At 46.6% G+C, this 12,921-nt stretch carries 9 protein-coding genes; 5 read left to right on the top strand and 4 right to left on the bottom strand.

What is annotated here, in order from left to right; all coding sequences use genetic code 11:
- Positions 1-135: 135 nt before the first annotated feature.
- From secA to A3860_RS16165, 3 genes are all read left to right on the top strand, one after another.
- Complete coding sequence (gene secA, locus A3860_RS16175; protein WP_081147762.1) at positions 136-3,459, top strand: preprotein translocase subunit SecA; 3,324 nt, start codon at positions 136-138, stop codon at positions 3,457-3,459.
- 259 nt (positions 3,460-3,718) lie between these two features.
- Entirely contained in the window at positions 3,719-4,591 is an 873-nt protein-coding gene (locus A3860_RS16170) for a class I SAM-dependent methyltransferase (RefSeq protein WP_081147761.1), read from the top strand.
- Positions 4,592-4,603: 12 nt separating this feature from the next.
- Complete coding sequence (locus A3860_RS16165; protein ID WP_081147760.1) at positions 4,604-5,107, top strand: methyltransferase family protein; 504 nt, start codon at positions 4,604-4,606, stop codon at positions 5,105-5,107.
- Positions 5,108-5,239: 132 nt separating this feature from the next.
- On the opposite strand, the gene A3860_RS16160 is transcribed toward A3860_RS16165, so the two are convergent.
- From A3860_RS16160 to A3860_RS16145, 4 genes are all read right to left on the bottom strand, one after another.
- Positions 5,240-6,064 carry a 3-keto-disaccharide hydrolase gene (locus A3860_RS16160; protein WP_081147759.1) on the bottom strand — a complete coding sequence of 275 codons (825 nt, stop codon included), beginning with the start codon at positions 6,062-6,064 and terminating at the stop codon, positions 5,240-5,242.
- Between the two features lie 175 nt (positions 6,065-6,239).
- Complete coding sequence (locus A3860_RS16155) at positions 6,240-6,830, bottom strand: diheme cytochrome c-553 (RefSeq protein ID WP_081147758.1); 591 nt, start codon at positions 6,828-6,830, stop codon at positions 6,240-6,242.
- A gap of 222 nt (positions 6,831-7,052) precedes the next feature.
- A complete protein-coding gene (locus A3860_RS16150; protein ID WP_081147757.1) occupies positions 7,053-8,360 on the bottom strand; it encodes an amidohydrolase family protein in 1,308 nt (435 codons plus the stop codon).
- 12 nt (positions 8,361-8,372) lie between these two features.
- The gene (locus A3860_RS16145; RefSeq protein WP_081147756.1) at positions 8,373-11,465 is read right to left on the bottom strand and encodes an amidohydrolase family protein; all 3,093 of its coding nucleotides are present in this window, start codon (positions 11,463-11,465) and stop codon (positions 8,373-8,375) included.
- Positions 11,466-11,563: 98 nt separating this feature from the next.
- On the opposite strand from A3860_RS16145, the gene deoC reads away from it, so the two are divergent.
- Complete coding sequence (deoC, locus tag A3860_RS16140) at positions 11,564-12,238, top strand: deoxyribose-phosphate aldolase (protein ID WP_081147755.1); 675 nt, start codon at positions 11,564-11,566, stop codon at positions 12,236-12,238.
- A gap of 153 nt (positions 12,239-12,391) precedes the next feature.
- Positions 12,392-12,919 carry an SPOR domain-containing protein gene (locus tag A3860_RS16135; protein WP_245843552.1) on the top strand — a complete coding sequence of 176 codons (528 nt, stop codon included), beginning with the start codon at positions 12,392-12,394 and terminating at the stop codon, positions 12,917-12,919.
- The last annotated feature ends 2 nt before the right edge of the window (positions 12,920-12,921 follow it).

Genomic DNA, 12,921 nt, shown 5'->3' with positions numbered 1-12,921 from the left:
GACTTCTACCAATGCCAACTGGCTGCTTTTTCTTACCTTTGACGTCCCTGTCAAATTGGCTCGTTACCAAAGTGTAGCATCTTTTTTGACCAACCTTAAATTCGTAATTTTTTTAAAATTATTAACCGCTATATCATGTTAGGTTTTCTTGGAAAAATGTTCGGGGGAAGCAAGTCGGAGAAGGATATCAAGCTCATTATGCCGATTGTAGACCAGATCAATAAAAATTTCACGGCTTACCAGTCGCTTTCTAACGATCAATTGCGCAATAAGACCCAGGAGTTCAGGAACCGCATTAAAGCGCACCTGCAAAAAATTGATACTGAGATCGCCGACCTGAATAAACAGGCAGAAGAACTGCCCTTCAGCGATATTGTTGGAAAAGACGCCATTTACCAACAGGTAGATGCCCTCATAAAAGACCGCGATAAGCAAATTGAAGAAGTACTGAAAGAAATTCAGCCCGAAGCCTTTGCTGTGGTGAAAGAAACGGCCCGTCGTTTCAAGGAGAATACAGAGATGGTGGCTACCGCTACCGACCTCGACCGCGAACTGAGTGTAAGAAAAGGCGATTACGTTACCATACAGGGCGATAAATCTATTTTCAAGAACAGCTGGAACGCCGGGGGCAACCTCATTACCTGGAACATGGTGCACTATGACGTGCAGCTTATTGGTGGTACTGTATTGCACCAGGGTAAAATTTCAGAAATGGCTACCGGTGAAGGTAAAACCCTCGTGAGTACCCTGCCGGCATACCTGAATGCACTGGCTGGTGAAGGCGTTCACATTGTAACTGTGAACGACTACCTGGCAAAACGTGACTCTGAGTGGAACGGAACTATTTTCGAATGGCTGGGCCTTACCGTTGATTGCATCGACAAACACCAGCCCAACAGCACTGAAAGAAGAAAAGCATATCTGGCCGATATCACCTACGGTACCAATAACGAATTCGGTTTCGACTACCTGCGCGATAACATGGTGCATACGCCCGAAGAAATGGTGCAACGCAAACACCATTTTGCCATGGTCGATGAGGTGGATAGCGTATTGGTCGACGATGCGCGTACACCGTTGATCATTTCGGGTCCGGTACCCCGCGGTGAAGATCAGCAATATCATATTTTGCGCGACCGGGTACGCAACCTGTTCGAAATGCAAAAGCAGGTTATCAATAAGAACCTGATCGATGCCAAGAAATTATTTGAGAGTGGCGATGATGATCCCAAATCAGGTGGTTTGTCGCTGATGCGTGCTTACCGCGGTTTGCCCAAACACAGCGCCCTGATCAAATTCCTGAGCGAACCCGGTATTAAAGTAAAACTGCAAAAGGCCGAGAACTACTACCTGGCCGATCAGCAGAAACAAATGCCGGTGGTTGATGAAGACCTGTTCTTCCACATTGATGAAAAGAACAACTCTGTTGACCTCACCGATAAAGGTATTCAGGCCATCACCCGCTCCGGTGAAGATCCTGAATTCTTTGTACTGCCCGATATTGGCTTACACCTCGCCGAAATAGATAAAAGCGAAGCTTCAGCCGATGAAAAATTACAACGCAAAGAAGCCGTTCTTAACGAATACACCATTAAAGCCGACCGCATTCATACCGTACAACAATTGCTGAAAGCATATACGTTGTTCGATAAGGATGTGGAATACGTAGTAATGGATGGACAGGTAAAAATTGTAGATGAGCAAACCGGCCGTATCCTCGATGGCCGCCGTTACAGCGATGGTTTGCACCAGGCCATTGAAGCCAAGGAAAATGTGAAGATCGAGGCCGCTACACAAACCTATGCCACCATTACCTTGCAGAACTACTTCCGTATGTATCACAAGCTGGCCGGTATGACGGGTACAGCCATTACCGAAGCAGCTGAGCTTTGGGATATCTACAAACTGGATGTGGTAACCATTCCCACCAACGTAGTGGCTATTCGTAAAGACGAGGAAGATCTGGTATATAAAACCAAACGCGAAAAATACAAAGCCGTTATTGATGAAATAGAAAAGCTGCGAAATGCTGGCCGGCCTATTCTGGTTGGTACTACCAACGTTGAAGTGAGTGAGTTGCTGAGCAAGATGCTGAGCGGTAAAAAAATTCCGCACAACGTATTAAACGCCAAACAGCACGCCCGTGAAGCACAGGTGGTAGCAGAAGCAGGTTTGGCCGGTGCCGTAACCATTGCCACCAACATGGCCGGTCGTGGTACCGATATTAAACTGGGACCCGGCGTAAAAGAAGCGGGTGGTTTGGCCATCATTGGTACAGAGCGCCACGAAAGCCGCCGTGTTGACCGCCAGTTACGTGGTCGTGCCGGCCGTCAGGGCGACCCCGGAACCTCTCAATTCTATGTATCGCTCGAAGACGATCTGATGCGTTTATTTGGCAGTGAGCGTATTGCCAGTATCATGGACCGCTTTGGTTACAAGGAAGGGGAAGTGATACAACACAGCATGATCACGAAGAGCATTGAACGCGCACAGAAGAAAGTAGAAGAAAATAACTTTGGTATTCGTAAACGCCTGCTCGAGTACGACGATGTAATGAATAAACAACGTAATGTGGTTTATAAAAAACGTAACCACGCGCTGTTTGGCGACCGGCTGGCGCTTGACCTCGATAACGCCTTCTATATCGTTGCAGAAGGCCTGGTGAATTCTTTCCAGGAACAAAACGATTACGAAGGATTCAAGCTCGCTGCCATTGTGAACTTTGGTATTGACAGCTCCATTACACCGGAAGAGTTTGAAAAAGGCAAAGCCAGCGATCTGGCCGAAAAATTATACCAGGAATCAATAAGCAGGTACCAGCATAAAACGGCAGAATTGCAACGGCAGGCTGTGCCGGTATTCCAGAATATTCGCACAACACAGGGCAACCATATTGAAAATGTGGTGGTGCCGTTCACCGATAATAAAAAAGGTTTACAGGTACTGGCCAGTTTGAGCAAAACGCTGGAGACCAGTGGCCGCGAACTCATCAGCGCGCTGGAACGTCAAATTACGCTGGCAGTTATTGATGAAGCCTGGAAAGAACATTTGCGGGCCATGGACGATCTGAAACAAAGCGTACAAACAGCTTACCTCGAGCAAAAAGATCCGCTGGTTATCTATAAGATCAGTGCATACGATCAGTTCAAACAAATGGACAGCGATGTAAACAAAGACATCATCAGCTTCCTTTGCCATGCTGCCATTCCTGTTGAACAACAGGGCCCGGCCCAAATACGCGAAGGTCATGAGCAAAAGACCGATATGAGCCGCATGCGCGCCAATAAAGAAGAGATAGATGCCCGTGGTGAAGATTATGCAGCCAATGAACAGGATCAATTCGATGAGCATGTTAAGCAGGAACCGGTTCGCGTAGGCCCCAAAGTTGGCCGTAACGATCCCTGTCCTTGCGGAAGCGGTAAGAAGTTCAAGAACTGCCATGGCAAGGATGTAGTGTAAGAATTTGTAAAATTGCACCATATTAAAAGCATCTCGATAATCCGGGATGCTTTTTTAGTTTTACAAACCACTTAACCTTGTTGTGTTCAAATAGTTATCTGTAAAATGAAAAAAAGGCCCGGGAACCTGAGGCCCGCACACATCCTGCATTTTAATATATTGGCGAATTTTCCATACCACTTACCGGTAAATTTCCGGTTAACGCCCGTCAAAATATATCAAAAGGCTGTATTTTAGATTTTCAAATGCACAGTGGTGTATGAAAGCAGATAAAGCAAGTCAGACGGCGCAGTTAATGGCTTTATTCAGGGCACTTGAAACAACATTGCCCCATAATAAAAGGCTCTTTATTGATCCTTATGCGGCTTCATTTTTAGAAGGAAAACTGCAGCTGGCTGCCCGCCTTTCCCCGCTTTCATTCGTTCGCCGCTATGTTCAAAGAACTATTCGCAAAAAAATACCAGGCGCCCTTACATCGGGCATTGCCCGCACCCGGTATATCGACGATCTGTTACAGCAAACCCTTCAACACCACATACAACAGGTGATCATTCTGGGCGCCGGTTTCGATACCCGGGCGCTGCGGTTGAATTCCCTGTCGAACATCCCGGTCATTGAAATAGACCACCCCAACACCGCCCGTAAAAAAACCAGTATACTCAAAAGTAAGCTGGGCCATCTTCCAAACCATATCCACTACTGGCAAATAGATTTTAATAAAGAAAGTCTGCAGGAACTGGCTGTAAGGGAAAAACTCGATTTTTCCATTCCTACCACCATCATTTGGGAAGGCGTCACCAATTACCTGACCGCAGCAGCGATCGATAGCACCTTCGCTTTTGCCCAACAATTTGCCAAAGGTTCCTACATCATTTTCACTTATGTGCATCAACAGGTGCTCGATGCGCCCGAAAACTTTTTTGGCGCCACCAGGCTGTTGAAAGACCTGGATGCAATTGAAGAACGCTGGACGTTCGGATTCAATCCTGAAAAACTATCTGCCTACCTGCAGCACTATAATTTCGTACTACTTGAAGACTCCGGAGCATCACAATACCGCGATAAGTACTTGCCCGATCGCCCCGAAAAGGGATATGAATTTTACAGAGTAGCTTTTGCATCAAAAGTTTAAATTAACTGACATATGGAGTCGCCTTCGATCTTAAAACACTTACGTGATATCATTATTATGCCCTTTACGGTTACATTCATTGTGCCGTATTTTTTGTACGACAGTAAAGACGTACTTATACCGCACAACTGGTCGCTCAAACTAACAGGCTGGCTTATAGCCGTTGCCGGTTCGGCCCTGTTTGTGTATACTGTTTTCCTGTTTAAAATAATGGGACAGGGAACGCTGGCGCCCTGGGAGCCTACCAAAAAGCTGATTGTGGAAGGTCCCTACCGGTATTGCCGCAATCCCATGATCACGGGCGTATTCTTTATGATAACCGGTGAAGGGCTCATGCTTTTTTCAACCAATATACTCGCCTGGGGAGTAGCCTTCTTTATCATCAATACCCTGTATTTCATTTTTGTGGAAGAACGCAGTATGATGCAACGCTTTGGCGGCGATTATCTGAAGTACAAGAAACATGTGCCGCGGTGGTTACCGCGATTGAGGCCGTTCAGGTTGTTAAATTCTTAAGGTAATAAATAGATTGTCCTGCTATAAAGAATCCGAAGTAGGAAGTAAGATGTAAGAAGTAGGAAATGTCCGATTATATAATCCTAATCACTATTTCCTACTTCGTATTTCGTACTTCTTACTTCATACCTCTTACTTCTTACCTTTTATCTCCTCAGTTAAATCTTTGATCTCAACTTTCCTAAAGTCAACAGGCTGCCCCTCGCTTTGCAGGGCAATGAAACCCGATGACAATATGGTTCCATCCTTTTTGATCCGGGGATCGTAGTTATTAACCACCGGGCCACCGATCTGCGGTTTTGAGTAACGCATTACCGTATCGCCATTAATGATATGGGTGATCAGCGAATCGCCCAGCACAATGAGTTCGGCGCGAACCCACTGATCACCATCGTATGTTTTAGATGTGGAGTTAATGCAATGCCGGGTATCGAGCACCCCGTTGTAAACAATATGCGTGCCTGGCGAACACATATTGCCGGTAGGGCGCTGGTTACCATCACCGAGGCCGCCCAGCAACTGAAACTCAACTGAAATTGGCCAGTCCTGTTCTTTGGGCATGGTGCGCGGGTCCTGCGAATGAAACATGATGCCGCTGTTAAGCAAGGTATAGGACGGCGCATCTTTTCTCCACTCGCCGGTAAACCGGTATTCAACTACCAGGTGGTAATAAGAAAATGGCGTTTTATAATACAGGTGCCCAAACTGCTCGTTGAAGGCGCCGTACTGATCGTACCGCACTTTTATCATGCTGTCTTCTACCCGAAAGGTATTGCCGAAATTATCACCTACCTCATGATGGTGGATCTTTACTATCCAGTCATTGATATCGCGGCCATTGAACAACGATACCCAGCCATCCTTATTGGTTTGAACCTTTTGGGCAGGATGGCAGGCTGCAATTGCCATAGCAATAAAACAAAAACCAAGCAGTCGGGAAAATGATCCTGTAAGCATAGAGGATAGTGTTTCTTTTACCACCTCAAGTTACAGGAAAGTCGGGAAATGGCAGTTATCAGTTACCGGATTCCAGTTACCGGGCTGAAAAGAAGAGCAGCTTAACAGTTGGCAGGAATGCCGAATCTTAAAGCCTGGCAACCGGAAACTGTTAACCGGGAACACAATCTCCCTTCTAATGCTTATTGATCACCGCGGTGGGCACCACATTCTTTACCGGTTTGGTAGATTTCAAATAAGCGAAGATCGCCCGCAGGTCTTCATCACTGGCATTCCGGTATTCTGTCCAGGGCATGGGCGGCAAAAGAGGACGGGTATTATCCAACCCCAGGTATTTTCCTTCGCGTATGGCTTTAAAGAATTGTTTTTCCGACCAGGTGCCAATACCCGTTGAATCAGACGAAATGTTGGCCGAGAATGAAATGCCCCAGGGGCCTACATAATTGGTGAGCATGCCATTAAAGAGGATCCAGTCCTTTGCCGTGCCGGCATCATATTTAGCAACAGGTATATCGGCGGGATGGCCCGACAATAACCTTTCCGGATCGGGAACCGGTCCCTGCGGGGTCATTACTTTTGGCGAGTGGCAATCGTTACAGCCCATCATATGCACCAGATAGGCGCCACGCTTTACCATGCTGTCGGGAGAAATAGCATCAGTGCTGCTGGCGGCAACAAGCGGTTCTTTTGGCGCGGGTTGATTGCAAAAAACAAGTAATACAGTTGTAAATACAACAATGCATACCAATACCATTATTTTTTTCATACATGAAGCAATTAGTAGTTAAGAAAGCGAATTGTACAAAACTGAATTTAACTCTTCTGCTTTTGCTTCAGCAATAAGAAAGAATGATATTGATCAGTAAAACCGTTTTTTTGACTTTTATCAATTGATTCTTCGGCTACGCCCGGCATTAAAAAAGGTGATCCGCCATCGATGTCGGATCACCTTCTTACACATTTCATTGTGCGAACGCTATTCTGTTGCCTACTTTAACTCATACTTGTATTTATACCGGTTGTACAACTGCTTTTGTTTGTTATCAAGGCTTACCTCCCGGCCCTGTATAAAAGCATGTACAATTATGCTGGTACGCATATCGAGCAGGTCGCCTTCGCTTACCACAATGTTTGCATCCTTACCGGTTTCCAGCGATCCCGTTTTATCATCAACCCCCAGGATCTTTGCCGTATTCAGGGTAATGGCCTGCAATGCCTGCTCTTTGGTTAATCCATACGTGGCAGCGGTGCCGGCATTAAAGGGCAGGTTGCGGTAACGGCTTTCTGCATGCTCATCATTCAACGCAAACAATACACCGGCTTTTTGCAGCATGGCGGGCGTTTTATAAGGCTGGTCAACATCATCATCTTCAGTCGAAGGCAATGCGTGCTCATCATTCAGGATCACCGCAATATTGTATTGCTTCAGCAGGTCGGCAATCAAAAAACTTTCGCTGGCGCCTACAAGCACTACATCAAAACCAAACTCTTTTACAAAATCAATGGCGATCAGCATTTGTTTTACCTGACTGGCATGCACAAACAGCTTTTGTGTTTTGTTGAACAACCCTTTCAGGGCTTCCAGCTTCAGATTGGTTTCTTTATGCGTGGTTTCCTGCAGGTACCCTTTTGCCTGGCGGAACAGGTTTTTGATATCATCAATTTTATCAAGCGCTTCTTTGACAGGGTCTGTTTGCGGTTGCTGCACACCGGTAAATGCCGCAAACCGGTTCGAGCGGGGAATAAAGGATGGCATATTCAGGTGAATGCCGTTATCCATTTTATAGGCCGCATCTTCCCAGTTCCAGGCATCCAGTTGTACTACAGAAGAAGAACCGCTGATGGTGCCACCCTGTGGTGTAATACCGGCCAGCAAAATGCCGTTTGCCTTCAGGGTATTGATGATCTTTGAATCGGTATTGTAAGCCACAATGGAGCGAATGCTGTTGTTGTATTCGCCCAGCTCCTGGAAGTCGTTTGAACCGCGTACGCCATTGGCGATCTCTTTCAACCCCAGGTCGGTTACCGGCAGTATCATACCGGGATAAACCTGTTTCCCTTTTACATCAACAACTTTGGCATCGGAAGGAACCGTAATACCGGCGCCTACCTGCGCTATCTTTCCATTATTGATCTCAATGGTGCCATTTTCAATTACCTGCCCGTTCCCAACATGTATGGTACCGTTAGTGAGAAATATTTTACCGGCATAGATTTTGGCCGGGTATACATCTTCCTGCGCATGCAACGCAACGCCAAGCGCCAGGCAATGTATAAGTATGATAAATTTCTTCATTGTTTGCATGTTTTAGTTGGTGTTGGCATCGTTTTCATTTACATCAACCGTGATCAACCCATCGTGGTGGTCATGATCGCCACAGCTCAGGATATACTGAAAGCTGGGGGTTGCCGGTGCAACCGGAGCGCCACCTTTCTTTTCACCCAGCATCTTTTGCACCAGGCGATTCCTTTCTGCTGCTATCTTTTTACGCAGTTCGAGGTCGCGGGCGCGATCGAAATAAACAATGCCATCTACGATGGTTTCCTCGGCTTTGGCATAAATGCTCAGCGGATTATCGCTCCATACCACTACGTCGCCATCTTTTCCCACTTTCAAACTGCCCACTTTTTCGTCAACATGTAATGCTTTGGCCGGGTTCAGGGTCACCATTTTGAACGCATCTTCTTCCGACATGCCGCCGTATTTTACGCTCTTGGCAGCTTCCTGGTTCAGGCGGCGCGCCATTTCCCCATCGTCTGAATTAATGCACACGTTCAACCCAACGCGTTGCATAAGCGTGGCGTTGTAAGGAATGGCATCCTGTACTTCAGTTTTATACGCCCACCAGTCGCTGAAGGTTGATGCGTTGGCGCCATGTATTTTCATTTTATCGGCCACTTTATAGCCTTCCAGAATATGGGTGAAGGTATTTACGCGGAAATTGAATTTTTCGGCTACCCGCATGGTTGCGGTGATCTCACTTTGCACATAGGAGTGGCAGGTGATGAACCGCTTTTTATTCATGATCTCAACCAGGGCTTCCAGCTCCAGGTCGCGGCGTACCGGAGCAGCCGTTGCTGTAGCAGCAGCCCCTTTCTTTTTTGTAGCGGGTGTTGTCTCGGCTTCCTTACACCCCTTTTCATATTCGCAGGCGCGGGTAAAGGCGTCCATCAGCACTTCTTCAACCCCCATACGTGTGTCGGGAAAACGGTTGTTGTTTTGTGAGGTGGTGCGCTTTACATTTTCACCCAACGCAAATTTTATAAACGGATCGGCGCCTTTAAATTTCAGCTCCTCATCGTTCACGCCCCAGCGTAATTTGATCAGCTGGGTTTGTCCGCCAATAGTGTTGGCCGAACCGTGCAGAATGTGCGAGGAAGTTACGCCGCCGCTTAACTGCCGGTAGATATTGATATCTTCCGGGTTCAGGTTATCGGCAATACGCACCTCTGAAGTTACAGATTGCGCACCTTCGTTAATAGAGAAAGCCGCTATATGTGAATGTTCATCAATGATGCCGGGTGTAACAAATTTACCGGTGGCATCAATGACTTTGGCTGCGGGGTCGCTCAGGTTTTTCCCGATCTGTGCTATTTTTCCATTTTTGATAAGCACATCCGTATTTTCCAGTTTGCCTTCTTTTTCATTGGTCCATACCGTACCATTTTTGATAAGAATGGTTTCGGGTTGTGGCAGCGAATCCCAGCCATATCCATCAAAGGGATACACTACTTTACCCAGGGCGCCCAACGGTTTTTTCTTGCTGGTATCGGCTGCAGGGGCGCCAGCCTTTGAAAAACTGGCAGTCCACAATACGTTATTGCCTTCCCCATCTACCCCATTTCCATCCCATACTTCGCCATGTACGGTTCCGCCCAAACGAATAGTGGCGGCACGCGGCTTCTTTTCGGCAACAAAACTGATGTTTACCAGTTTGCCGTCGTAGCTGAATTTTGTCTTGATGGTATCTTTTGAAATAATGCTCGCGTCTGAAGTGCTTTTTACATCCAGGGTATAGCTGTTGCTGCCATTGGCTCCTTTAACCTGCAGGGTGTACTGGCCGGCAACGGGTTTCCAGTTCTCTTCTTTTATACTGTATTTATCGCCCTGCACCCAGTTTTGAAGGATCACGGTTTTTTCTTTGAACACTTCGCCGGTTGTGATAATGAAACTGGCTACTTTGCCGGCATCGAGGCTACCCACTTTATCATAGATGCCCAATACAGTTGCCGGTGTTTTCGTGAGCGCTTCCAGTGCTTTGGTTTCGCTTAAACCATATTCAATGGCTTTGCGCAGGTTGCTGATAAATTGTTTGGTGTCTTTTAATTCAGAAGCGGTTAAGCAAAAAGGTATGTTGGCCTTTTCAAAGGCCGCAGGGTTGGTGGGCGCCAACTCCCAGTGTTTCATATCGCTCAGGGATACAAACCGGGCTTCATTGGGGTCTTCCACATCCATTGCCTGCGGAAAGTTGAGCGATAAAATATAGGTCGCTTTTGTGGCAGCAATATCTTTTATGCGTTGGTATTCGTTACCCCCACCTTTAATGATGTATTGAACGCCGAACTCATCGCCAATATGATCGGCGCGCAGGTCGCTCCATTTATCACCGGCATCAAAGATCTGCGGCAATGATTGCATGTCGTTCCAGGCTTTCAGCGACAGGTTTACGCCTTCTGTAGCCGGATTGCTTTTATACCACTGGGCATCGAGGTAAGTCTGGCGCAGTAAGGCTACAGACCCCATCATTGACCCGGGATAGCTTTGGGTAGAAGTTCCTTTGCTGAACGAGTAGTGTGCCGATGCTTTTTCTTTCAGCATCACCAGGTTCTCTTTTTCAGTGGCCAGCGATACTACAGCACCGGTGCCGCGGGCAATACCATCTTTCTGGTGTATTAACACGGTGCCGAAACCAAGATCGCGCAATGGTTTTGCTTTGGCATCGTCGGTATTGAACAATTTTGAGGCATCCGTTTCGCTTTTGATGGCCTGGTTCCAGCCAAATGCGCCCTTGGTATTGGAGGTGAACTGTGCCGGAGCGCGAAAATCGAATGGCGTGCCGGGCCGTTGTGCAGTTGGAATGCCATAATCGCTGTAAATATCAATGAACGACGGGTAAATGTATTTACCGCTGCAATCGATCACCACGGCATCTTTGGGTATGGCGACCGAATTGCCTACTGCCACAATTTTACCTTCCCTTATCACCAGGGTGGCGTTGGTAAGTGTGGTTTGAACGTCCTTTACAATGGTGGCATTGGTAAATGCAAAACTTTTAACCTGGGGGTTAGCGATGCCATTCACAGGAAATGTAACCTGCGCCATGACCGCTGAATTAACTACAAGTAGCAGGCCCATCAGGAAAAAGAGCTTTCCTGGTGGAAAGAAACAGTACCTTCTCATGTGCTTTTGGTTTTGTTAAAAAATTCCCGAAAAGTCGAATTTAGTTAAATGAACTAATTTCGATGAATTAAAAACTTCTTAACCGGTCAATAAGCTCCATGAACATCGCGCATTATATCGATCATACCTTGCTAAAACCCGCAACTACCATACATGAATTAAAAAAATTATGCGAAGAAGCCCTTCAATATAATTTTTATGCAGTTTGTGTGCCGCCACCGCTGGTAAAGAATGCCCGTTCCATTTTAGCCAACAGCGCCGTTAAAACGGCTACTGTAATTGGGTTTCCTTTTGGCTATTCTGTTGCCCGGGCAAAGCTCGATGAGGCACAGCAGGCCATTCAGGATGGCGCCGATGAACTGGATGTAGTGATCAACCTGATAGCCCTCCGCAGCAAAGCCTGGCAATACCTGGAGCTGGAAATGGAGCAGATCGTTGAGGCGGCACATGCGCAGAACCGGCTGGTAAAAGTGATCATCGAAAGCGGGATACTCACCGATGAAGAAATAGTAAAATGTTGTGAAATATATGCAAAGGTGGGGGTTGATTTTATGAAAACCTCTACCGGCTACGCCGAAAAAGGGGCCACAATTGAGGCAGTACGTCTGATGCGCACTCACCTGCCGGCTGAGATAAAAATAAAGGCTTCGGGGGGCATTCGCACTTTTGAGGCGGCCCAACAATATATTCAGGCCGGGGCCAACCGGCTGGGCACCAGTTCCGGGGTAGCTATTGTAACCGGTAGTGGTATGAATGGCACTTCGGGTTATTAAAAATTATAGACTGATCCCCGGGCCTTGCATCTCGCATCTTCCTGAACTATCTTTGGCGAAGATTTTGCTTATTATTCTGTAGAAGCTGCATAAAATCAATAATCTAAGCCATTACCAGCTCAATTTTATGTGACTTTTAAAAATATAGATCAGATGAAACGAGCCATTAAAATTGTAGCGCAAAATACTATCAATTGCGATGGAAATTTTTACGGCGAGTTCCATGCGGCCTTTTTAAAAATATTAAATATTCGCATGAAATACATTATCACTTGTACCTTATTGATCCTGTCCCACGTATTGTTTGCCCAAACAGACAGCAATTCTATAGTCGTACATAAAGATCCCCGCATCGATATGCTGGTGAAAAAGCAGATCCAGATCAACGAATTTACCACCCGCGATGCCCGCAGCCGGGTACCGGGCTTCAGGATACTGGTGTTAAGCACCAACGACCGCAACAAAGCCAACAGTGCAAAAGCCAAAATATACCAGGAGTTTCCCGAGTTAAAGGCATACCTCATGTATCAGTCGCCCTATATAAAATTAAAAGTAGGCGATTTCAAAACCCGTGAGGAAGCCGAACCGTATATCACCGACATCCAGCGTTTTTTCCCTACCGGGGTTTACATTGTTCGTGATGTAATAGAGGTGAATCCTGATAAGTCGGGATCGTTGTAGCT

The sequence above is a fragment of the Niastella vici genome, assembly GCF_002077945.1.
GTDB classification, from domain to species: Bacteria; Bacteroidota; Bacteroidia; order Chitinophagales; family Chitinophagaceae; genus Niastella; species Niastella vici.
Note: the sequence above shows the minus strand (reverse complement) of the source record. Positions and strands in the feature narration are given on the sequence as shown.